Raw genomic sequence first — 21,681 nt, 5'->3', positions numbered from 1 at the left:
ATGGCGATTCTAGCGCCGCTTTTCCCTTGTGCACAAACAAAGCGAAGATGAATGCGCATCTCGTTGAAAAAGTTGGAATTTTGACGCCCCGAAAGCATGTGTCGGAACGTGTCATCCGGGCCCGGCCACAGCGCCCATCCGCAGGCGGGAAGGCGCGTCGTGCTGGCGATGTTGCGGTGCATTGGCTAACGTACGCGCTTCACCGCCCCGGAGCCTGCCATGCCGCTGTCCAACCGCCGTCTTCAGGCGAGGGACACCGCGTGAGCGCGGTACGGGGGAAGGGGCCGCTGCAGGGCCTGACGGAGGCACTGCGCGAGTCGCCGGCGCTGTGGTGGTCGTTCCTGTACTTCTTCTGCCTGCTCAGCGGCTACTACGTGCTGCGGCCGGTGCGTGAGGCGATGGCCGCCTCGGCGGACCTGGAAACGGTGTTCCCGCCCGTGCTGATCGCCTGGTTCGCCAGCCACGGCATCGCGTTGAAGGACTTCGTCCTGCAGTTCCTGTTCTCCTGCGTGTTCGTGATCATGCTGGTGCTGCAGCCGGTGTACGGCTGGCTGGTCAGCCGCTTCCCACGCCGCGTGTTCCTTCCCGTGGTGTACGGCTTCTTCATCGTCACCCTGCTGGGGTTCTACGCACTGTTCGACAGTCAGGTGCCAGGGCGGGGCATGGCCTTCTTCCTCTGGGTCATGGTGTTCAACCTGTTTGCGGTGGCGGTGTTCTGGAGCTTCATGGCCGATGTGTTCTCCAATGCACAGGCGCGTGCCTGCTACGGCTACATCGGTGCGGCCGGTACCGTTGGCGCGTTCCTCGGCCCGTTGATCACCAGTGCGCTGGTGCAGCGCGTGGGCATCGCCAACCTCATGCTGGTCTCGGCGGGATTCCTGGTCGTGTGCCTGTTGTGCATCTGGCGGCTGCGGTATTGGGCGGTGCTGCGCGAACGCGAGCAGCAGCTGGTGTCCGGCGAGCAGCCGATGGGCGGCAGCGTGCTGGACGGCCTGAAATTGATCGTGCGCGAGCCGCTGCTGCGCTGGCTGGCGGTGATGGTGGTGTTCGGCGTGGGTGTCGGCACGCTGCTGTACAACCAGCAGGCCAGCATCGTGCGCGCGGCCTTCACCGACCCGGCGGCCAGTACCGCGTTCTTCTCGCGCATCGACCTGGCGGTGAACGCGCTGGCGCTGCTGATGCAGGTGGGCCTGACCCGCTGGCTGCTGTCGCGCCATGGCATCGCGCCGGCGCTGCTGATTCCTGGTTTCGCGATCCTGATCGGCTTCTCGGTACTGGCTGCATCGCCGATGCCGCTGATGGTCGCGGTGGTGCAGGTGATGACCCGCGCCAGCGAGTTCGCACTGGCCAAGCCGGCGCGCGAGACGATCTACACCCGCGTGGATCGGCAGTGGCGCTACAAGGCCGGCGCAGCGATCGACACTGTCGTGTACCGCGGCGCGGACCTGGGTTTCACCTGGATCCACAAGGCGCTGACCCTGTTCGGTTCGCACGTGGTGTTCATTGGCGGCGTGCTGGTGGCCGGTTTCATGACCCTGGCGGCGTTCGGCGTGCTGCGCGAAGAAAAGAAGCTGCCGCGTGATCGATAGAGCACCAATTGATGCTTGAAGGCCGTGCAACCATGGGCTCTTGCAGGGTTGTTGATTGCCTGGTTTCAGGGAGAGTGGGATGGCCAAGGGGAGCGCAAAGGACCACGTTCTGGACGAGGCTCAGTTGGAAGCATGGGTGTTCTCGGTACTGGAGCTGGTCAGCCAGCTACGAAATGGGAACCTGGAGAGAACGCTCTTCGCCAACGCCCTCGATGAGCAGGAGGATGTCGGACGATGGCTCAAGGGCAACCTCGGGCTGATGAACTTCTCGGCGCGTGGATTTGGCGGTCGGCTCATCTTTCCGCACGTTATCGGCCCCAGCTCCCGAGCGTTTGCGAGGGCGGTCGATGCAGCCCGACGCGATCTGGAATTTGATGTTCTTACCCGCACCACACACGGAAAGTTGAACGTCCTTCGCCGCAGCAATGACCTGAAGCCAGACGCGTGGTTGAGTGCTGTTCCCCAGCTCACCGCGGGGCGGTTGAAAGGCGGGTCTCCAGCTGGCAGGGGAGGTCAGAAGAGGCGGCAGGGCCCTGGCGGAGGCGAGGGGCAACTCCGTCATGCCGATCAGTGTGCAGGGTACCCGCACAAGCGATCGGTCTACCACGACTCGGAGTTCCTGCTGCTCAACTACTTTGATCTGGCACTTCGGCGGCTCTACCGGTTCTCCCATTGGAGGCGGATGGAGGGGGTGTTGTATCTTTTTACGGAGCGACGCCCTTGCAGTGATTGCTGCCATGTCATCATCCAATTGCTGCGTCGCTATCGCAGGATCCAGTTGGTGATCGTGCGGGCAACAGGAGGGCGCGGCTCTGACGAGAACATGCTGGAACGGCTGTCGCAGCATCCAAGGGTTCATCTGCGGAAGGTGGTGGTCCAGCCAGTAGGTGTGGAACTCTCCTCGCCATTATCCGTCGTGGAGACGGGCCCATTGGCGCTTCCGTACCCTGATGGGACACCGCGTAGAGGTTGGTCGCCCAAGGGTGCAGAAATGCGGCGTTGACCATCACCATCACCATCACCATCTGGAGGCTGGATTTGATATGCAAGTGATCGCGCTGTTGCTGACCGTGCTGGTCGCTGTGCTGCACCTGTACTTCCTGGTGCTTGAAATGTTCCTGTGGACCCGCCCGCTGGGCCTGAAGACCTTCCGCAACACGCCGGAGAAGGCCGACACCACGCGCGTGCTGGCGGCCAACCAGGGCCTCTACAACGGCTTCCTGGCAGCGGGCATCGTGGTGGGGCTGGTGATCGATCAGCCGGTGCTGGTGACGTTCTCGCTGGCCTGCGTGGTGGTGGCGGGGTGCTATGGCGCCTACAGCGTGAGCCGCCGCATTTTCATGATCCAGGCGGTGCCTGCGATCCTGGCGTTGGTTCTTCGCGCGGTGGCGTGATTTCCAGCCAACGGCGCATCCCCTCGTGGGATGGTCGCGTAGAGCGGGTCATGTGTTGGGTGTGGCGGGTGGGCCGTGCAGGGGACGCTGCAAGTACGTCCATGTAAGCTCGATGGCGCCATCCATGGCGCCAACGCCCCTGCACGACCCACCCGCCACTCCCCTGACAGTTTCGGTGCGCGGCCAGCCCACGGAGAAGAAAAAGTAGATCAAGGGCAACAGCGGGTCGCTGCGCTCGTGGGTTCTGCGCGCATGAAAAAAGCGGCCGGTGGGCCGCTTTTGCTTTTGCTTCTTGCTCTTCTTTTTTCTCTTCCGTGGGTGGACGCCACAGAGATCTGTCAGAGGTCGGAGGGGTGGGGCCGGGCGGGGTATCCGCGCCATGGATGGCGCGGCTAAGCCTACACGGACGTACTTGCGGCGTCCCCGCCCGGCCCCACCCCTCCGGCCAGCCTATAAACCGCATTTAGCGACCCACCCACGAGGGGCTGCGCCGTTCGCGGGAATTTACTTCGCCGGCGACATCCACATGTCGATGACCGCGCTGAACACTTCCGTCCCCGCGCGGTCGCGCACGCTGACCGTCACCGGCAGCGCATAGCCCTCTGCCGCGACCACAATGGGCTGTGCCGGCAGCGCCACCGCCTGCAGCGTGCCGCGGGCCTTGGCCAGGTACTGCACCTGCATCCCCTTCGGGATCCAGCGCATGCCCTTCGGCAGCGACGCGTCGACCATCAGCCCGGCGGTCAGTTCGGCCAGGTTGCACATCGCGATCGCGTGCACCGTGCCGATGTGGTTGCGCACCCTGCGGCGATCGGCCAGCGTGCCTTCGCAGCGACCGTGTTCCAGGCGGGTGATGCGTGGCGCGATGCTGGCGAAGTAGGGCGCCTTGAAACACACCGCGCGCGAGAACAGCCAGGTGCCGGCGGGCCAGCGCTGCAGGCGTTGGTAAAGCGAGAGCAGGGGCGTGGACATGAGGGGTATTCCGGTCGGCGGATAACGCGACGGCGGGCCGAGGCCCGCCGTCGAAGGCAACGCGTGTCGCGGGCGATCAGGCCGCCTGCGAATGCGGATCCTTGTGCTGGTGGTCGTAGTAGCTGGCCGCGCGCAGTTCGTGGGTGTCGAAGTCGTCCACGGTGATGGTGTCCAGGGTGAGCGTGCGCAGCTCTTCCAGCAGGCTGCGCTCGTCCTGGGTGATCACGCCCTCGGCCACGGCTTCGTCCAGCTGCGCCTTGAAGTCCAGCGCCTCGATGCCCTTGCTCTTCAGCGCCTTGAGGAACTTGCGCTCCACCGGCTCGGCCATGATCGCCTTGCTCAGGTAACTGTTGATGCGGCCACCCGGGTTGTTCTCGCACGGGGTCAGGAACACGCCATTGGCGAGACGGTCGCGGGCTTCATTCGGTGCCATCAGCAGGGCGGCGACGCGGCGGCTCAGGCGATCACCCGGAGCCTCGGCACGACGGCCCAACGGGAAGATGAGCGCCCACATCAGCCAGCCGATCGGACGGATCGGGAAGTTGCGCAGCGCGGCCGACAGCGACTCTTCGATCTTGTGCACGCTGTCATGGAAGGCCCAGGCCAGCAGCGGCTGGTCGGCCTGCGGTGCACCTTCGTCGTGGTAGCGCTTGAGCATGGCGCTGGTCATGTAGACATGGCTCAGCACGTCGCCCAGGCGGCCGGACAGCGATTCCTTGAACTTCAGCTTGCCGCCCAGGGTCATCATCGAGATGTCGGCCATCAGCGCCAGGTTGGCCGAGTAACGGTCCAGCTTGCGGAAGTAGCGGCGGGTGTAGGCGTCGCCCGGGGCGGCGCCGAAGCGCGCGCCGGTCAGGCCGAACCAGAACGAACGCACGGCATTGGAGATGCCGAAGCGGATGTGGCCGAACAGGCTGCGGTCGAACTCCTGCAGGCCGGCACGGGTATCCGGATCCTGCGCGGCCTTCATTTCCTTCAGCACCCACGGGTGGCACAGGATCGCACCCTGGCCGAAGATCAGCAGGCTGCGGGTCATGATGTTGGCGCCTTCCACGGTGATCGCGATCGGCGCGGCCTGCCAACTGCGGCCGGCGAAATTGCGCGGCCCCAGGATGATGCCCTTGCCGCCGATCACGTCCATCATGTCCGAGATCACTTCACGGCTCATGGTGGTGCAGTGGTACTTGGCGATCGCCGACGGCACCGACGGCACATCGCCACGGTCAACCGCAGCGGCGGTGGCCTGCGACAGCGCACTGATCTTGTACGCCTTGCCGCCGATGCGGGCCAGCGCTTCTTCCACGCCCTCGAAGCGGCCGACCGACAGGCCGAACTGCTTGCGGATGCGCGCATAGGCGCCGGTCACGGCGGCACCGGCCTTGGCACCGCCGCTGGCGGTGGACGGCAGGGTGATCGAGCGGCCCACCGCCAGGCACTCGTTGAGCATGTTCCAGCCCTTGCCGGCCATGGCTGCGCCGCCGATCAGCTGGGTCAGCGGAATGAACACGTCCTTGCCGCGGATCGGACCGTTCTGGAACGTCGAGTTCAGCGGGAAGTGGCGACGGCCGATTTCGACGCCGGCGGTATCACGCGGCAGCAGGCCCAGGGTGATGCCGATGTCGCGGGTATCGCCGATCAGGCCATCCGGGTCGTACATGCGGAAGGCCAGGCCGATCAGCGAAGCGACCGGGGCCAGGGTGATGTAGCGCTTGTCGAAGGTCAGCTTGACGCCGAGCACCTGCTCGCCGTTCCACTCGCCCTTGCAGACGATGCCGTAGTCCGGGATCGAAGTGGCGTCGGAGCCGGCGAACGGACCGGTCAGGCCGAAGCAGGGCACTTCGCGGCCATCGGCCAGGCGCGGCAGGTACTGGTCCTTCTGTTCCTGGGTGCCGTAATGCACCAGCAGTTCACCCGGGCCCAGCGAGTTGGGCACGCCGACGGTGGAGCTGACCACCGAGGACACCGAGGCCAGCTTCTGGATCACCTTGTGGTGGGCCAGCGCGGAGAAGCCCAGGCCGCCGTACTCCTTCGGGATGATCATGCCGAAGAACTTGTTCTTCTTGATGAAGGCCCACAGCTCCGGCGGCAGGTCGGCGTGGACGTGGGTGATTTCCCAGTCGTTGACCATCGTGCACAGCTCTTCCACCGGGCCATCGAGGAAGGCCTGTTCTTCAGCGGTCAGCTGCGGCTTGGGGTAGTTGAGCAGGATGTTCCAGTCCGGATCACCGGTGAACAGTTCGCCCTCGAAACCGACCGAACCGGTTTCCAGCGCGATGCGCTCGGTCTGCGACAGCGGCGGCAGCACCTTGCGGAACACCTTCATCATCGGGCCGGTCAGCAGCGGCTTGCGGATGAACGGCAGCAGCAGCGGCACGGCGATCACCGCCAGCACCGCCGCAGCGACGATGGTGGCGGTCTGGTTGACGTAGGGAATGAACCAGCAGGCGGCCAGCAGGGCCACGCTGATCAGCGTCCAGGTAACCAGCCGCATGCGGTGGTAGGCGACGAAGGCGCCTGCCAGCAGCAAGGCGAGGAAGGGAAGAACGATGCTCATGAGCGTGCTCCGGTGACGTGCTCGTTTGTGGCGGACGAAGCCGCAGCGTCCGCTGCGGGCAACACGTCCAGATAGTCCAACACAGTAGCGGTAAAGGCGTCGTTGTCATCGCCGGCGACCATGTGGGTCGCTTGCGGCAGCTGTACATGGCGCGCATGCGGCGCCAGCGCCAGGAATTCGGCCACGGTCTGCGGCGTGACCAGGTCGCTGCGGCCGCCGCTGACCAGCAGCAGCGGGCACTTCACCTGGCGTGCGGCCTCGGCCAGTGCGTCCTGGTGCTGTTCGCTGTCGCGGGCCAGCTCGGCCACCAGGCGTGGGTCCCAATGCCAGCGCCAGCGCCCGTGGCCGTCCTCGCGCAGCAGCGCACGCAGCGACTGCTCGGATTTGCGCGGCCGGTGCGGCATGTAGGCCGAGATCACGTCGGCGGCCTGGGTCAGTGAGGCGAAGCCGTCGGGATGGGCGGTCATGAAGGCGAGGATGCGCTCGACACCCGCGGTATCCCAGCGCGGGGTGATGTCGACCAGCACCATGGCCGAGAACAGGCCCGGCCAGCGCGATTCGGCCAGCAGGCCGAACAGGCCACCCATCGAAGCGGCAACCAGTACCGGCGGGCGCGGCTGTTCGCCGGCCAGCACGATCAGGTCGTCGGCGAACTGTTCGCCGTGATAGGGCAGATCGGTGCCATTCCAGTCGGAATCGCCATGGCCGCGGGCGTCGTAGGCCAGCGTCTGCAGGCCGGCCGCGTTCAGTGCGCGGGCAGTGGCGTTCCAGGCATGGCGGGTCTGGCCGAAGCCATGGGCGAACAGGACCCGGCCGCGCCGGCCATGCTCGCTGGCGGTCGCCGCCAGGCGGGCGCCATGGGCGGCGTCCAGGCGCAGGTCATGGAACGCAGCGGGAGTTGGGGACATAACCATACTTGCTAGTATGGAGAGCTTCGAGGGGAAGTCAATACTGCACGGTATGGTGCGTTGCAGAATGCGCGTGGAGGGACCCTTCCGAGGGGCCTGCGACGGTTTCGACCGCAACCGCGTACTGCAACGAACCCCGGCGTATGGTTAAATCAGCCCATGAATCAACCTGACGCTTCCGCCGGCGAACCGCGCGCCGGCCGCAACAGCCGCCTGAGTGCCGAAGACTGGGCCCAGGCGGCCCTCGATCTGATTGCTGAACAAGGGGTCGGCGCCGTCGCGGTAGAGCCGCTGGCACGGCGGCTCGGCGTTACCAAGGGCAGTTTCTACTGGCATTTCCCTTCGCGCGATGCATTGCTGCAGGCGGCGCTGGAACGCTGGGAACTGTTCGAACAGGAACAGGTGTTCGGCAGCCTGGAAGACGTACCGGATCCGCGTGTGCGCCTGCGCCAGCTGTTCCAGATGGTGGCGCATGAAGTGCAGCCGCACATCATCTACAGCGAGCTGCTGAAGGCATTGGATCATCCGATGGTGCGGCCGGTGATCGACCGGGTCTCGCAGCGTCGCCTCGACTATCTGGTCGCCTCGTTCCGCCAGGCCGGCCTCAGCTCGACCGATGCGCGTCATCGCGCACGCCTTGCGTACGCCGCTTATGTCGGCTTCCTGCAGTTGTCGCTGCAGCTGCAGCAGCCCAAGCAGGCGCGCGAGGATTTCGAAGCGTACGTCGAGCATCTGATCGAGACGCTGATTCCGAACGGATGAGCGCCCGGAAATGATCTCGAAGGAAGGCCGCAGCGATGCTGCGGCCTTTTTTGTTGTGCGCTGGCCAGCGCCCGTCCATGGCGCACAAAGAACAACGGCCCCTTTCGGGGCCGTTGCTGCATCAGCTGATCAGGTTCCCGATCAGAACTTCTGCTTGTACTGCATGTACATGAAGCGACCGATGTCGTAGCCACCGTAGTAGGAGAACTGCGAGTTCGGTGCCGAGTACATCTGCGGGCCGTAGTGGTCGAACACGTTGCGCGCACCGACGGCGATGGTCGCATTCCACGGTGCGTTCCAGGAGACCTGGACGTCGTGGAACATGGTCGAGCCACGCTTGTTCATCGGCTGGTCACGCACCGGATCCGGCGAACCGAAGTCCGGCAGGCTGCACTCGTCGCTGTAGTAGCAACGCTCCTTGACGCTGGAGAAGTAGCGCGTGCCCCAGGTCACGCCCCAGTCGCCACGCTCCCAGCCCAGCACCAGGTTCGAACGCAGGCGGAAGTTGCTGCCGAAGCCGTTGAGGATCGACACCGGCACCTGCTGCGCGTTGGTGGTCTTCAGCACGTTCTTGGTGACGTAGCTGTTCTGCAGGTTGGCGCTGAAGGTACCCCAGCTGTCGGTCTCGAAGCGGTACGCCACGTCGAAGTCGAAGCCTTCGGTTTCCTGGTAACCGGCATTACGCGGTGCGTAGGTCAGGTTGATCACGTTGTGACGGTTCGGATCACGGGTGAACGAGTTGCAGCGCTCGGCGATGCCAAGCACGTAGCAGTCGTTCAGCTGGTCATCCGGGCTGTCGGTGACGATGGTGTTGGTGATCTTGATGTTCCACCAGTCCAGGCTCATGTTCAGGCCCTGGGCGAAGGTCGGGCTCCACACCAGGCCAACGGTCTTGGACTTGGACTTTTCCGGAGTCAGGTTCGGGTTGGAGACGGCGTTGAACGGATCCGGCGTCTGCTCATCCGGACCGCTGGCCGGCACATAACCCTGGCGCAGCTGGCGGAAGGTGCTGGCGGTCGGACCGATGGCCGCGGCACAACGGGCAGCGACGCCCGGCTGATCAGTTGAGCCGAACGAGGTGTCGCACGGATCGGTGAAGTACGCGAAGGTCTGCGAGCTGCCACCGTACAGATTGTCGATGGTCGGCGCACGGAAGCCTTCGGCGTAGGTCGCACGTACCAGCAGCTGGTCGATCGGCTTCCACTTCAGGCCGAACTTGTTGTTGGTGGTGTCGCCGAAGGTGCTGTACTTCGAGTAACGGGTGGCGGCGTTGAAGCTCAGTTCCTTGGCACCCGGCAGGTCGGCCAGGATCGGAACATTCAACTCCAGATAGACTTCGTTGACGTCGTAACCGCCACCGGTCGGGCCGGCGGCCAGATCGGTCGAGTAGCCGGTCTGCGACAGCGCGTCCGGATTGTACGAACCCTTGTCTTCGCGGTACTCGTAACCCAGCGCGAAGCCCAGGTCACCGGCGGGCAGGGTGAACAGGCTGCCGGCGATGTTCGCGTAGTAGGTCTTGGTGGTGACTTCACCGGTGTTCTTGGTGGTCGGGAACAGGAACTGCTGCAGATCCGGGTTGCCGGTCAGGCCACCGTCACCGGTACGGCCGTACGGAATGGCCGGGTTCCACGGCAGGCAGCCGCCGGCGCCCGGGCCATAGATCGGATTGGAACCGTCAACCAGGCCAGCGGCCGTACCGCACTCGACGCGGCCGGTGGCCGGGTTGAAGAACGACGGACCGGTGGCGGCATTGACCGCCAGCACGTTGTAGTTGCCGGTCTGGCTCTGCTGGTTCTCCGAGTTCTGGTAGATGTAGCCGGCTTCCCAGTCGAAGTACTTGTCATTGAACTGGAAGCTGCCCTGCAGGGCGCCGGTGAAGCGGAAGGTGGTCAGCTTGTTGGTCGACAGGCGCGGCACTTCCCAGCCACGGCGCATGAAGCCCATGTCCTTGCCGAAGGGGTTGTAGTAGCTGTCGGCATCCCACTTGGCACCCAGGCGCTCATACGACGCGGACTGCAACGGATAGCCTGCGACCTGGGCCTGCGACTCACGACGGGTATACAGCAGGTCGGAGACGAAGCGGATGTTGTCGGTCAGGTCGTACTGGACGTTGGCGAACACCGAGCGACGCTTGGTCGGCGTCAGCAGGTGCATCTGCGTGTTGGAGTTGCTGGTATCACCGGTGATGCCGGCGAAGTCCTGGTCGTGGTACTGGTTGACGTCGCGATAGTCGCCACCGCGGTTCAGCACCAGCCAGTCATCGGTATCCGGATCGATGATGGTGCCCCACTGGCTGACCGGGCTCCAGTTCTGGGCCGGGTGGAAGGTGGTGCGCGGGTAACGGCTGAACCAGCGGTCCTTGGCCCACACTTCCTTTTCTTCGGCGTACTCGGCGCCGATGGTGATCGAGCCACGGTCACCGGTGAAGCCGGCCACGAAGTCGTAGCTGGTCTTCTGGCCGTCGCCTTCGCCGTACTGGCCGACGTAGGCGTTGGCTTCCAGGCCCTGGAAGTTCTTGCGGGTGATGATGTTGATCACGCCGGCGATCGCGTCGGAGCCGTAGATCGACGACGCGCCGTCCTTCAGTACGTCGATGCGCTCGACGATGGCCGACGGAATCTGCGACACGTCCTGCAGGCCGCTGACGCTGGCGCCGAGGCGCTTGCCGTCGACCAGCACCAGGGTGCGCTCGGCACCGAGGTTGCGCAGGTCGATGTAGAAGCCACCGACGGCTTCGCCGGAGGACAGCGGCTCGGAACGGCTGATGGCCGGGCTGCCGGCGGCTGCGATGTTCTGCAGGACATCGGCAACCGTCTTGAAGCCGCTCTTCTCGATCGAAGCACGGCTGATGCTCAGAACGGGCTGGGCGGTTTCGGTATCGACCTGACGGATGCGCGAACCGGTGACCTCGATGCGGTCGAGGTTGGTGGCTTCCTGGGCGTGGGCCGTCGCGGTGGTGGCACCGGCGACAAGCGCGATCACAACTGCGTCACGCAGCTGGCTGGACTTGAGTTTCATTGGCTCTCTCTCTCCAAGAAATCTTGGCTGGGGTTAATGCCCGGCGGGGGAGCGAAAAAGCGCTCCCAAATCGCGAGGCTGACCCGATAGTAACGGGCGTTCGCCAAGAATTAAAGCTGTGTTAATGAAGTCTGTGATTTTGGTAAAAACTCGCTTTTACCAGCCCAATCAACGAGTTGCTGGTATGGTCATGCTGATCTGCCTCGTTTGTTAACGCAGAATGATGAAAAAAGTTTCGACTGATATGTATCCCAATATGTCGATACGCTCTGCGGTCGATACCGCTCATGCAAGTGCAAGCCAGGCACGCAGATGCAAAAAAGGCGCCTTTCGGCGCCTTCGGGAATATCGTTGCTGAACCTGATAGGGGATCAGAGATCCTGTTCGTAACGCACGTACGGCACGGTGCCGTCGTCGTTGCTTTCGTTGCGCGGGGAGAATGGATTCTTGCCGCGGCTGATCACATTCTCGGCGCCGACGGTCAGCTGGCCGGACCACGGGGTACGCCAGGTCAGGCCGATGCCCAGGCCTTCCCACTTGCCGGGCTTGCCCGGCACGTCGACCACGCGGCCGATGATGCTGCCGGTGAAGTTGCCGTAACCGGCACCGATGCTCAGGCTCTTGCTGTCCCAGCGATCGACGATGGCCGGCGAAGCGTCGGCCAGCGGTACCAGGCGTGCCTTGGCGTAGGTACCGGCGATGGAGACGAAGCCTTCGCGGCCGATGTTCTTCTGTGCGAACACGGTCAGATCGTTCTGCTCGGCGCGCAGCGAGGGCGTCTTGTTCGGGCCCGCCAACCAGGCGGGCAGGGTTTCACGGCCGGTGCCGGCAGTGATGCCCAGGCGGCTGTTGCCGCGGTTCAGCGCGGCGGTACCACTGAAACGACGGCTGTTCAGATCATCCTCGTCGCCCAGGCTGGCCAGCATGCAATGGCTGGCCAGGCCGCTGATGCTGGTGCCGCTGCTGCTGTTGCAGAGCAGGCCCAGCGAATCGCCGGAGGACAGGCCAAAGGCCGCGTCCAGCGAATTGCGGCCGAAATGCCAGCGGGCGCCGGCTGCCTGTTCGCCGGTCGGCTCCAGGTACAGCAGCGCCTCGACCTTGCCGCTGCCCTTGTTCCATACCGGCAGCACGGTGCGGGTGTCCTTGCTCTGCGCATGCACGCCCGTGATCGCGCCAAGGGCGATCAGCAGGGCCAGCGGTAGACGCAGGAAGGTACGCATCGGACCAGTTCAGACAGGGACGGACAACGGAAGTTCCCGTGGGGACGGGAACTCGATCCTAGGGTGTTTATGAATTCTTAACAAGCCTTGATCCTCCCCAGGTACAAGACTGCCGTTTACTGAAGTCGTTCAGGCGCCGCTACAGCCCCCTGGGCGCCGTGGAACAGTATGCCGAACTCCGTCAATGGAAAGTGATACTCACGCCCGCAGAATTCGCAACGCACCTCGACGGCGCCGGTGGCCTCGGCGGCCGCGCGGGCCTCCTCTTCCCCCAGCGACTGCAGCATGCCGGCCACCCGCTCGCGCGAGCAGGAGCAGGCAAAGGACAGCGGCTTGCCGCCCAGCAGTTCCGGCCGCTCCTCGTGGAACAGGCGGTGCAGCAGCTGCTCGGCCGGGGTCGCCAGCAGTTCGGCCTTGCCCAGGGTTTCGAACAGGGCGCTGGTGCGGGCCCAGCCATCCTCGTCGCCTTCGTCGCCCGGCAGCTTCTGCAGCAGCAGGCCGGCGGCACCGTTGCGGTCGGCGGCCAGCAGCAGGCGGGTCGGCAGCTGCTCCGACTGGCGGAAGTAGTCCTCGAAGGCCTCGTCCAGTTCCGGCGCAGTCAGCGCGACCAGGCTCTGGTAGCGCTGCGGCTCGCGCGGGTCCAAGCCGGGGTTCTCGATGGTGATGGCGAGGATTGCGTCATCACCGAGGCGGGACAGGTCACGCGGTGCGTCGCCACCCTCGCTGAGCTGGGCGATACCGCGCAGGGTTCCGGCGGCGGTGCATTCGGCGAACAGGGTGCGCAGCGCGGTGCTGCTGCGCAACTGCACCGACAGGCGCCCGTCGATCTTGGTGTGGCCGGTGAACAGCGCCGAGGCGACGCAGGCCTCGCCAAGCAGTTCGGCAGCGGCGTCCGGGTAAGCGGCATGGGACAGGATTTCCTGCCAGGTGGCCTGCAGGTGCACATGCACGCCACGCACGCCGGCGTCGGGGAGCAGGAAACGGATCAGGGAATCGGGATTGGCGGTCATCGGCTCACATCGCGCGTAAACGGGGGCGGTTGCCGGATAATGCGCCGACAACCAGACAGAAGAAGGATGCACCAGTAATGGGGGCAGCGGGAGAGCAGCACAAGGTAGAGGCGGTGGTGGCCGCGCCGCGCCGGCGACGCTGGCGCTGGAAGCGGCTGCTGTGGCTGCCGGTGCTGCTGGCCGCCTTCAGCTGCCTGCAGGTGCTGGTGTTGCGGTTCATCGACCCGCCGGTGTCCATGGTGATGCTGTGGCGCTATGGCGAGGCGCTGGGCGAGGCCGACTGGTCCTATCGGCTGCATTACCAGTGGCGCGACCTCGACCAGATGGCGCCGAGCCTGCCGATCTCGCTGGTGGCGGCCGAAGACCAGCGCTTCCCCGACCACAACGGCTTCGACCTGCAGGCCATCGAAAAGGCGCGCGACCACAACGCCAGGGGCGGGCGCCTGCGCGGCGCAAGCACGATCAGCCAGCAGGTGGCCAAGAACCTGTTCCTGTGGCAGGGCCGCAGCTGGGTCCGCAAGGGCCTGGAAGTCTGGTACACGGTGCTGATCGAGGCGCTGTGGCCAAAGGAGCGGATCCTGGAGATGTACGCCAACATTGCCGAATTCGGTGATGGTGTGTATGGCGCGCAAGCGGCAGCGCAGAAATTCTGGGGCAAGGATGCTGCTCGGCTGAGCCCGGCCGAGAGCGCGCGCCTGGCCGCGGTACTGCCGGCACCGCGTCGTTACAACGCGGCAAAGCCTGGGCCGTATGTGCAGCGGCGGGCCGCGTGGATCCAACGCCAGGCGCGCCAGCTGGGTGGTGCGTCCTATCTGTCGGAGGACTGAGCCCGGCGCTGCAATTGGCGAACGACGGGCCGGGCGCGTGCCGGCAACGTACAATCCGGGCATGACCCGCGAACGGCTTACCTTCGTCATCGCCGCCTACAACGAGGCCCTGGCACTGCCGCTGCTGCATCCACGGCTGTGCGCGGTGCTCGACGGCATGCCCGACATCGAAGGTCACATCCTCTATGTGGACGACGGCAGCCATGACCGTACCTGGGAAGTGATCGCCGGGCTGGCCCAGGCCGATGCACGCGTATCGGCGCTGAAGCTGTCGCGCAACTTCGGCAAGGAAGCGGCGCTGACCGCCGGCCTGGATCTGGTGCACGAGGGTGCGGCGATGATCCTCGATGCCGACGGCCAGGACCCGCCGGAGCTGGTGCCGGAGTTCGTCGCGCGCTGGCGCGAAGGTCATGACAACGTCTACGGCACGCGCATGGCCCGCGATGGCGAGGCCTGGATCAAGCGCGCCACGGCAGCGATGTTCTATCGGGTGATGGGCCGCCTGTCGCGGACACCGATTCCGGCCGATACCGGGGACTTCCGCCTGCTGTCACCGCGCGCGCTGAACGCCCTGCGCGGGATGCGCGAGCGCCACCGTTTCATGAAGGGGCTTTTCAGCTGGGTGGGATTCAAGCGGATCGCCGTGCCCTACCACCGCCACGCGCGCGTGGCCGGCACCAGCAAGTTCAGCCTGTGGCGGCTGTGGAATTTCGCCCTCGAAGGCATTACCGGGTTCTCGACCGTGCCGTTGCGGGCGGCGACCTACCTCGGGCTGGCAACCGCGGCCGTCGCTTTCCTGTTCGGCCTGTGGGTGATCGTGAAGGCGGCGCTGTATGGCGACCGGGTGGCGGGTTGGCCGACGATGATGGCGGTGATCCTGTTCCTGGGCGGCGTGCAGCTGATCGCGCTTGGCCTGATCGGCGAGTACCTGGGGCGGCTGTACGAGGAGTCCAAGCAGCGGCCGTTGTACCTGGTTGACGCCTGGCTAGCATCGTCCGTGGCAGACTCGGTCCCGCAACCCACCCTGGGAGGGCAGGCAGATGACCACGGTACGGCAACTGTTGGACGGCAAGTCTCCTGAAGTACACGCGGTCGCGCCGGATGCGGCGGTGATCGATGCGATCCGGTTGATGGCGGAAAAGGGCATCGGTGCGGTGCTGGTGATGGACGGCCCGCGGCTGGTGGGAATCCTGTCCGAGCGTGATTACGCGCGCAAGATCGTGTTGCGTGATCGCTCTTCGCGCGATACGGCGGTGGCAGAGATCATGACGTCGCAGGTGGTGACGGTGTCGCCGGGCGAGCAGGTGGAGCATTGCCTGCAGTTGGTGACCGATTATCGCATCCGCCATCTGCCGGTCGTGGAGGGCGCGCAGGTGCTGGGGGTGATCTCCATCGGCGACCTGGTGAAGTCGGTGATCGATGCGCAGCGGCGGGAGCTGGATCAACTGCAGCAGTACATCGTCGCCGGGTGAGGGTGTCGCTGGCGGGCCTGCGGCCCGCCGGCCCGCTTTTCGAAGCTCAAAGCCACAGCCAAAGCCAAAGCCAAAGCAGCGCCTTCCTGATACGTTGGGAGGCGGAGGGCATGGGCGTGCAGGACACGCCGCAAGTACGTCCCTGTAGGCTCGATGGCGCCATCCATGGCGCCAACGGTCCTGCACGCCCATGCCCTCCGCCTCTGGAACATTTCCGCGAGCGCGGTGCGTACATGCGCTGTGCCTCGCCTTTGGTAGCCGCCAACCTTGGTTGGCAACAGCTTTTGACTTTGCTTTTTTCTTTTTGACTTTGAATTTCGCTCTCGTTCCGCGCGCGCAGGAAACTGTCCGGAGCCGGAGCAAGGCGGCAGGCAGGACCGTGAGGCGCATGGATGCGCCGACCGAGCCTACAGGGACGTATTTACGGCGTGTCCTGCCTGTCGCCTTGCTCCGGCTCTACGCGCGGGAAAAGAGGCGCCGCGAACAACGCTGTAACTCTACTTCGCATACTGCCCACCGCAGTCGGCATCCTTGCCCGGCCCCAGTTCGATCGTCGCCAGCAAGGCCGCCGGCGGGGCGATGCTGCCCAGTGCCAGGGCCACCACTCCGCGGATGCCCAGCGCCTTGAAGTCCGGGCGGAACGACGGGTCCTTGAACGTGCCGGCAATGTGCAGCGGCGAGCGCAGTACCAGGATGCTCCTGTCCTTCGGGCGCGGCTTCAACAGCAGGTCCAGGGTTTCGTCGCGCAGGCTGACGGTGCCTTCGCCGATGAGGATCGTGTCGGTGGTGTCCACCGCCAGCGCCTGGCTGGTCATCAGGCCGTCGCGCACACCGAACTCGGCGAAGGCGCAGCGCAGGGGAATCTGCTTGTCGCCGGTCACCAGGAATTTCAGCGATTCGGTGATATCCAGGCCGGCCAGCTCCATCACCAGGTTGCCGACATGGCCACGGCCCATCGCCAGGCCGACCTTGCCGCTGCTGCTGCCGAGCATCGCGGCGATCGAATTGCCGCGGCCACTCAGGTCCACCTCACCGCCGATGCCGCCCTTGGCCTGTTCGGCCAGTTTGGCATCGGGGAACAGCTGGCCCAGCTGAACGCCGCGCACGCTCGCCTTCAGCGCAGTGCTGATCTGCGGCTGGCGTGCGTCCATGCGGATGATGCTGCGGATATCGCCGCCGGCGACGCCGAAGTTCAGTGGTGCCAGCCGCAGCACCCCGTCATCCAGCAGCAGATGGGCATCCATGTCGTCCAATGGCAATGACGGTGCGTTGATGCGGTGGGCCTTCCAGCGCACATCGGCATCCATCGCACGCAGCTTGCCGAGGTTGTAGGGCGTGTCCGGAAGCACGCGCGCGCGCGCGGCCACCCGTGCGGCCTCGGCCTTCTGCTCCGCATTGGCGGTTTCGCCGCCGCCGGTCTTCGGCGGCGCGCCGACGAAGCCGGCCAGGTCATCGAAGTCCAGGCGCTTGGATTCCAGCGTCGCGGTCAGCCGCGGACGGTCGCGGCCCACCTCGAACTGAAGACTGCCACCGAGGTCGCTGTCGCCCACCTTGCCGGTGAAACCGTCGTAACGCCAGAGGTCGTGGTCGCGTTTCAGGCGTCCGTTCAGCGCGTAGGGCGGGGACGGTGGAATGGCGATGCCGAGCAATGGGTAGAGATCGGCCAGGTCCTGGCCACTGAGTGCGAACTGCAGGTCGAACACGCGCAGCTGGAACGGATTGGTCAGCGTGCCGCTGGCCACCGCGTGGGTGGCGCCGGCGCGTCCGTCGAGGTGGATGCGGAACGGGTGGTCGCTGTTGGTCAGTTCCAGCGGTGATTCGGTTCCGCCCTGCAGGGTGAACGGGTTTCCCTGCCAGTGGCCCTTGCCCTGCACCAGCAGCGGCGGCGAGGCATCGGCCTGCTTCGGCTGGCCGCTGCGCACGCCCACGCGGATATCAGTACTGCCCGGTGCGTCGAGGAACTGCAGCCGGCCGTCGTCGATGCGCAGGCGCTTGAGCTGCGGGCTGGTGCCGCCAGCGCTGTCACCGAGGAAGTCCCAGTTGCCCGGTTCGCCCTTGCGAGGGGCAGTTTCCAGCAGCACGTCCGGTCGGGTCAGGCGCACTTCCGGCAGCTGCACGCTGCCGCGCAGCAGGGGCCACACGCGCACATCGATCTCGACGCGGTCGGCCGTGGCCATGTTCGGCTGCCTGGCCCAACCGGCATTGGCGAAGGTGATCGCATCGGCACGGATGGTGCTGGTCCGGCCGAGGTCGACATCCAGATGGCCGATGTGCAGTGCGCGGCCGGTACGGGCCTGCACGGCGCGCTCGACCGGGCCCTTGAACCAGTTCCAGTCCCACAGTGCGATCAGTACCAGGATCGCCGCGAGCAGGAAGATCAGCAGCGTCAGCCAGCGCCGGCCTCGCGGGCCGGGGCTGCGCAGGCGCCAGCGGTTCGTGCGCTTTGTGGCAGGGGAGGCGGCGGCATTCACGCTGCCATGGTTGCCCCCTCATCGTGGACGGGGCGCGAAGCGTCCATGTGCGCGGCGTGCACGCGCCACGCACGGGCCGGTGCTACAGCACCTGCATGGTGACCGCGACGAAGTGGCAGACGCTGCCACCGATGACGAACAGGTGCCAGATCGCATGCGAATAGGGAATCGATTCGCGGTGGTAGAAATAGGTGCCCAGCGTGTAGGACAGGCCGCCGGCCAGCAGCCAGCCCAGCGTCCAGCCGTCGATCGAGGCCAGCATCGGCTTGACCGCCACGATCACCAGCCAGCCCATGGCCACGTAGATGGCAGTGGACAGGCGCTTGAAGCGACCGGTGTAGAACAGCTTGAACACCACGCCGGCCAGGGCCAGGGTCCAGATCGCGGCGAACAGGCCCCAGCCCCACGGGCCGCGCAGGCCGATCAGGGTGAATGGGGTATAGGTGCCGGCGATCAGTACGTAGATCGCACAGTGGTCGAACACTTTGAGCCGGCCCTTGGCGACCGGGTGCTGGATGGCGTGGTACAGGGTGGACGCGGTGTACAGCAGCAGCAGCGCGATGCCGAACACGATGGCGCCGGCCAGCTGCCAGCCATCGCTGTAGATTGCGGCCAGGGTGATCAGCACCGCGCCGGCGCCCAGGGCGAGCACGGCACCGAGGCCATGGGTCAGGGCGCTGGCGATTTCTTCGCGGATCGAAGCAACGGAAGTCGTGGACATGGCGTAGGCATCGTTCGCGGGGAGGGGGACCCGCACCCTCCTATCATCGCCGCGATGGGCGGCACGTGCACGCCCGTCACCGTATGGTCGATGAATTGCCGGCCTGCGCCGGGTCCATGGTAGATCCACGCCATGCGTGGATGAACGCCCGGCACTGCAGGGGTCAGAGCCCTTTCCTGAGGAAAGGGATCCGACCCCGTGGCATCAGCCTGCCGAAACGGTGTGCGCCGCTTCGCGTGTGGCCGAGAAACGCACATCCGGCGAGCGTTCCTGGGCCAGCTGCAGGTTGACCCGGGTCGGAGCGAGGTAGACCAGGTGGCCGGCCGCATCCAGCGCCAGGTTGAGCGCGTTCTTCTCGCGGAACTCTTCCAGCTTCTTCTCGTTGCTGCAGTGGACCCAGCGCGCAGTGGTCACGCTGACCGGCTCGAAGGTGGCTTCCACACCGTACTCGTCCTTCAGGCGGTAGGCGGCCACGTCGAACTGCAGCACGCCGACGGCACCCAGGATCAGGTCGTTGCTGGTCAGCGGGCGGAAGAACTGGGTCGCGCCTTCCTCGGACAGCTGGGCCAGGCCCTTCTGCAGCTGCTTGAGCTTGAGCGGATCACGCAGGCGTGCGCGGCGGAACAGTTCCGGGGCGAAGTTGGGAATGCCGGTGAAGGTCACCGCTTCGCCTTCGGTGAAGGTATCGCCGATGGAGATGGTGCCGTGGTTGTGGATGCCGATCACATCGCCGGGCCACGCTTCGGCCGCGATCTCGCGGTCGCTGGCCATGAAGGTCAGCGCGTTGGCCAGCTTCATTTCCTTGCCGGTGCGCACGTGGAAGGTCTTCATGCCGGCGCTGAAACGGCCCGAACAGACCCGCATGAATGCCACGCGGTCACGGTGCTGCGGGTCCATGTTGGCCTGGATCTTGAACACGAAGCCGGTCAGCTTGTTCTCTTCCGGTGCGATTTCGCGGCCGGTGGTGGTTCGCGCCTGCGGCGACGGTGCATGCTCGACGAAAAAGTCCAGCAGCGGCTGCACGCCGAAGTTGTTCACGCCCGAGCCGAAGAACACCGGGGTCTGCTTGCCGGCGCGGTAAGCGTCCAGATCGAACGGATGGCTGGCGCCCTGCACCAGTTCCAGTTCGTCGCGCAGGTCGGCCAGCATCTGTGCACCGATCTTCTCGGCCAGGCCGGGCGCATCGATGGACGGGAAGATGGTCGAGTCCTGGCGGGTGAAGTTGCGACCCGGTTCGTACAGGTGCACCTCGCCGGTCAGCAGGTGAACCACGCCCTTCAGGCGCTGGCCCATGCCGATCGGCCAGGTGACCGGCGCGCACTGGATGCCGAGCACGGTCTCCACTTCATCCAGCAGCTCGATCGGGTCCTTGCCCTCGCGGTCGAGCTTGTTGATGAAGGTCATGATCGGGGTGTCGCGCAGGCGGCACACCTCCATCAGCTTGATGGTGCGCTCTTCCACGCCCTTGGCTACGTCGATCACCATCAGCGCCGAGTCCACTGCGGTCAGCACGCGGTAGGTGTCCTCGCCGAAGTCGGCGTGGCCAGGGGTGTCGAGCAGGTTGACGATCTTGCCTTCGTACGGGAACTGCATCACCGAGGAGGTGACGGAGATGCCGCGTTCCTTTTCCAGCGCCATCCAGTCGGAGGTGGCGTGGCGGGCGGCCTTGCGGCCCTTGACCGAACCGGCCATCTGGATCGCGCCTCCGAACAGCAGCAGCTTTTCGGTCAGCGTGGTCTTGCCGGCGTCAGGGTGGGAAATGATGGCGAAGGTGCGGCGACGCGACGCTTCGATGGCGACTTCGGACATGGCAGTGGCGCCCGCCCGGGGCGCTTTTCAAAGAGATAAGCGCCCGATTATACCGGCCGGGGCCGGTCAGCGCCCGATACCGCCGTCGGCCTCGCCGTGGCGGGCGAACTGCAGCTGGCCCTGCCCGGCGAAGATGCGCACCGGCACCGAGCGCAGGCCCATGCCGCGGTTGACCTGCACCACGAAGTGCAGGTGCGGCGCAGTGCTGTAGCCGCTGTTGCCGGACAGGCCGATCGGTTGCCCGGCTCCCACCGCCTGGCCGCGGCGCACGCGCATGCCGCCGGCCTGGAGGTGGCCGTACAGGGCCATGCTGCCGTCGCTGTGCAGCACGCGGACGAAATTGGCACGGGCACCATCGCGCTCGCGGTCCTGGCCGTTGCCACGGAAGCCATCCTGGATCTGCATCACCGTGCCCTCGCGCGCGGCCAGCACCAGGGTGCCCTCCGGCAGTGCGAAGTCGACCGCGTCGCGGTTCTCCTCGTCGTCATGGCTGAATCGCCCCTGCGGCGCCTGGTCCACACGCAGGCGGGCCGCATCGAACGGCAGGCGATAGCCGACATCTTCGGCCTGTGCGGCAGGGTTGCCCGGCACCGACTGCAGGCGCAGATCCAGCAGGCGGCCATCGATCGGGGCGGGCAGGTGGCCGACCACCAGGCTGCTGTCGCCCTGGATCAGCGACTCGACCGGGAGGCCTTCGACCGGGTGTCCGGGGGCGGCGCGCAGCTGGATCTGCAGCGGCCCTGCCAGCCCGTTGTCGATCCGCGCCTGCCATTGCGTACCGACCGGCTGCAGGCGCAACCGGGCCATGGGGGCGGCGCCCTCGGCACTGCCTGCGCGGGTGGCAGGCGCGGAAGGGGGAGCCAGTCCCCAGCCCTGGCGCCAGTCGCCGGCGTGTGCGGTCGCGCTCGCCAGCAGAGGCAACAGCAGGCAGGACAGGGGCAGGCGCGGCATCGG

Annotated in this window: 17 protein-coding genes; 7 read left to right on the top strand and 10 right to left on the bottom strand. The window is 65.8% G+C overall.

Features of this window, described 5'->3' with window-relative positions; all coding sequences use genetic code 11:
• The first annotated feature begins 260 nt into the window (after nt 1-260).
• The 3 genes from AC5P74_RS18500 to AC5P74_RS18490 all read left to right on the top strand — a co-directional run bounded on the left by AC5P74_RS18500 (nt 261) and on the right by AC5P74_RS18490 (nt 2,983).
• Nucleotides 261-1,589 (top strand): NTP/NDP exchange transporter, encoded by a 1,329-nt coding sequence (locus tag AC5P74_RS18500; RefSeq protein WP_346607947.1) that lies wholly within the window; start codon nt 261-263, stop codon nt 1,587-1,589.
• Nucleotides 1,590-1,668: 79 nt separating this feature from the next.
• Nucleotides 1,669-2,592 carry a hypothetical protein gene (locus AC5P74_RS18495; protein WP_346607946.1) on the top strand — a complete coding sequence of 308 codons (924 nt, stop codon included), beginning with the start codon at nt 1,669-1,671 and terminating at the stop codon, nt 2,590-2,592.
• 40 nt (nt 2,593-2,632) lie between these two features.
• On the top strand, nt 2,633-2,983 hold the full coding sequence (locus AC5P74_RS18490) for a DUF1304 domain-containing protein (RefSeq protein ID WP_346607945.1): 351 nt from the start codon (nt 2,633-2,635) through the stop codon (nt 2,981-2,983).
• Nucleotides 2,984-3,487: 504 nt separating this feature from the next.
• On the opposite strand, the gene AC5P74_RS18485 is transcribed toward AC5P74_RS18490, so the two are convergent.
• From AC5P74_RS18485 to AC5P74_RS18475, 3 genes are all read right to left on the bottom strand, one after another.
• Entirely contained in the window at nt 3,488-3,955 is a 468-nt protein-coding gene (locus AC5P74_RS18485; protein WP_005418417.1) for a hotdog fold domain-containing protein, read from the bottom strand.
• A gap of 76 nt (nt 3,956-4,031) precedes the next feature.
• Nucleotides 4,032-6,509 (bottom strand): acyl-CoA dehydrogenase, encoded by a 2,478-nt coding sequence (locus AC5P74_RS18480; protein WP_171957557.1) that lies wholly within the window; start codon nt 6,507-6,509, stop codon nt 4,032-4,034.
• Nucleotides 6,506-7,423: an alpha/beta fold hydrolase gene (locus tag AC5P74_RS18475; protein ID WP_053501026.1), complete on the bottom strand. Its 918-nt coding sequence runs from the start codon at nt 7,421-7,423 to the stop codon at nt 6,506-6,508. The genes AC5P74_RS18480 and AC5P74_RS18475 overlap by 4 nt, the downstream gene beginning before the upstream one ends.
• Nucleotides 7,424-7,576: 153 nt before the next feature.
• Here AC5P74_RS18475 and AC5P74_RS18470 point away from each other — a divergent pair, with 153 nt between their 5' ends.
• On the top strand, nt 7,577-8,179 hold the full coding sequence (locus tag AC5P74_RS18470; RefSeq protein WP_005418411.1) for a TetR/AcrR family transcriptional regulator: 603 nt from the start codon (nt 7,577-7,579) through the stop codon (nt 8,177-8,179).
• Nucleotides 8,180-8,320: 141 nt separating this feature from the next.
• On the opposite strand, the gene AC5P74_RS18465 is transcribed toward AC5P74_RS18470, so the two are convergent.
• From AC5P74_RS18465 to hslO, 3 genes are all read right to left on the bottom strand, one after another.
• Complete coding sequence (locus tag AC5P74_RS18465) at nt 8,321-11,197, bottom strand: TonB-dependent receptor domain-containing protein (protein ID WP_065185429.1); 2,877 nt, start codon at nt 11,195-11,197, stop codon at nt 8,321-8,323.
• A 371-nt stretch (nt 11,198-11,568) separates the two neighbouring features.
• On the bottom strand, nt 11,569-12,417 hold the full coding sequence (locus tag AC5P74_RS18460) for an XOO1806 family protein (RefSeq protein ID WP_005418409.1): 849 nt from the start codon (nt 12,415-12,417) through the stop codon (nt 11,569-11,571).
• A 116-nt stretch (nt 12,418-12,533) separates the two neighbouring features.
• A complete protein-coding gene (gene hslO, locus AC5P74_RS18455; RefSeq protein WP_053499600.1) occupies nt 12,534-13,427 on the bottom strand; it encodes an Hsp33 family molecular chaperone HslO in 894 nt (297 codons plus the stop codon).
• Nucleotides 13,428-13,504: 77 nt separating this feature from the next.
• On the opposite strand from hslO, the gene mtgA reads away from it, so the two are divergent.
• The 3 genes from mtgA to AC5P74_RS18440 all read left to right on the top strand — a co-directional run bounded on the left by mtgA (nt 13,505) and on the right by AC5P74_RS18440 (nt 15,726).
• On the top strand, nt 13,505-14,254 hold the full coding sequence (mtgA, locus tag AC5P74_RS18450) for a monofunctional biosynthetic peptidoglycan transglycosylase (RefSeq protein WP_329843208.1): 750 nt from the start codon (nt 13,505-13,507) through the stop codon (nt 14,252-14,254).
• Nucleotides 14,255-14,315: 61 nt separating this feature from the next.
• Complete coding sequence (locus AC5P74_RS18445; RefSeq protein ID WP_053499604.1) at nt 14,316-15,335, top strand: glycosyltransferase family 2 protein; 1,020 nt, start codon at nt 14,316-14,318, stop codon at nt 15,333-15,335.
• Nucleotides 15,295-15,726 carry a CBS domain-containing protein gene (locus AC5P74_RS18440; protein WP_005418405.1) on the top strand — a complete coding sequence of 144 codons (432 nt, stop codon included), beginning with the start codon at nt 15,295-15,297 and terminating at the stop codon, nt 15,724-15,726. Before AC5P74_RS18445 ends, AC5P74_RS18440 begins: the two co-directional genes overlap by 41 nt.
• 497 nt (nt 15,727-16,223) lie before the next feature.
• Here AC5P74_RS18440 and AC5P74_RS18435 read toward each other — a convergent pair whose 3' ends face one another.
• The 4 genes from AC5P74_RS18435 to AC5P74_RS18420 form a co-directional block, all read right to left on the bottom strand.
• Nucleotides 16,224-18,197, bottom strand: coding sequence for an AsmA family protein (locus AC5P74_RS18435; protein WP_346608005.1), 1,974 nt, complete (start codon nt 18,195-18,197; stop codon nt 16,224-16,226).
• 82 nt (nt 18,198-18,279) lie between these two features.
• Complete coding sequence (gene trhA / locus AC5P74_RS18430; RefSeq protein ID WP_005418403.1) at nt 18,280-18,918, bottom strand: PAQR family membrane homeostasis protein TrhA; 639 nt, start codon at nt 18,916-18,918, stop codon at nt 18,280-18,282.
• A 204-nt stretch (nt 18,919-19,122) separates the two neighbouring features.
• The gene (locus AC5P74_RS18425) at nt 19,123-20,727 is read right to left on the bottom strand and encodes a peptide chain release factor 3 (RefSeq protein WP_053499606.1); all 1,605 of its coding nucleotides are present in this window, start codon (nt 20,725-20,727) and stop codon (nt 19,123-19,125) included.
• Between the two features lie 66 nt (nt 20,728-20,793).
• A complete protein-coding gene (locus AC5P74_RS18420; protein WP_053499608.1) occupies nt 20,794-21,678 on the bottom strand; it encodes a M23 family metallopeptidase in 885 nt (294 codons plus the stop codon).
• Between the last annotated feature and the right edge of the window lie 3 nt (nt 21,679-21,681).

Source organism: Stenotrophomonas sp. YJH_SMC_94-11 (assembly GCF_059370435.1).
The sequence above is the reverse complement of the archived record's forward strand: the minus strand, read 5'-3'. Positions and strand labels throughout refer to the sequence as shown.

What these genes read in the sequence shown, in the direction of transcription:
- AC5P74_RS18420 (WP_053499608.1), bottom strand. Translation starts at nt 21,678, where the DNA reads ATGCCGCGCCTGCCCCTGTCCTGCCTGCTGTTGCCTCTGCTGGCGAGC.
- AC5P74_RS18460 (WP_005418409.1), bottom strand. Translation starts at nt 12,417, where the DNA reads ATGCGTACCTTCCTGCGTCTACCGCTGGCCCTGCTGATCGCCCTTGGC.
- AC5P74_RS18440 (WP_005418405.1), top strand. Translation starts at nt 15,295, where the DNA reads ATGACCACGGTACGGCAACTGTTGGACGGCAAGTCTCCTGAAGTACAC.
- AC5P74_RS18495 (WP_346607946.1), top strand. Translation starts at nt 1,669, where the DNA reads ATGGCCAAGGGGAGCGCAAAGGACCACGTTCTGGACGAGGCTCAGTTG.
- AC5P74_RS18445 (WP_053499604.1), top strand. Translation starts at nt 14,316, where the DNA reads ATGACCCGCGAACGGCTTACCTTCGTCATCGCCGCCTACAACGAGGCC.
- AC5P74_RS18490 (WP_346607945.1), top strand. Translation starts at nt 2,633, where the DNA reads ATGCAAGTGATCGCGCTGTTGCTGACCGTGCTGGTCGCTGTGCTGCAC.
- AC5P74_RS18425 (WP_053499606.1), bottom strand. Translation starts at nt 20,727, where the DNA reads ATGTCCGAAGTCGCCATCGAAGCGTCGCGTCGCCGCACCTTCGCCATC.
- AC5P74_RS18465 (WP_065185429.1), bottom strand. Translation starts at nt 11,197, where the DNA reads ATGAAACTCAAGTCCAGCCAGCTGCGTGACGCAGTTGTGATCGCGCTT.
- AC5P74_RS18470 (WP_005418411.1), top strand. Translation starts at nt 7,577, where the DNA reads ATGAATCAACCTGACGCTTCCGCCGGCGAACCGCGCGCCGGCCGCAAC.
- AC5P74_RS18475 (WP_053501026.1), bottom strand. Translation starts at nt 7,423, where the DNA reads ATGGTTATGTCCCCAACTCCCGCTGCGTTCCATGACCTGCGCCTGGAC.
- mtgA (WP_329843208.1), top strand. Translation starts at nt 13,505, where the DNA reads ATGGGGGCAGCGGGAGAGCAGCACAAGGTAGAGGCGGTGGTGGCCGCG.
- trhA (WP_005418403.1), bottom strand. Translation starts at nt 18,918, where the DNA reads ATGTCCACGACTTCCGTTGCTTCGATCCGCGAAGAAATCGCCAGCGCC.
- hslO (WP_053499600.1), bottom strand. Translation starts at nt 13,427, where the DNA reads ATGACCGCCAATCCCGATTCCCTGATCCGTTTCCTGCTCCCCGACGCC.
- AC5P74_RS18485 (WP_005418417.1), bottom strand. Translation starts at nt 3,955, where the DNA reads ATGTCCACGCCCCTGCTCTCGCTTTACCAACGCCTGCAGCGCTGGCCC.
- AC5P74_RS18480 (WP_171957557.1), bottom strand. Translation starts at nt 6,509, where the DNA reads ATGAGCATCGTTCTTCCCTTCCTCGCCTTGCTGCTGGCAGGCGCCTTC.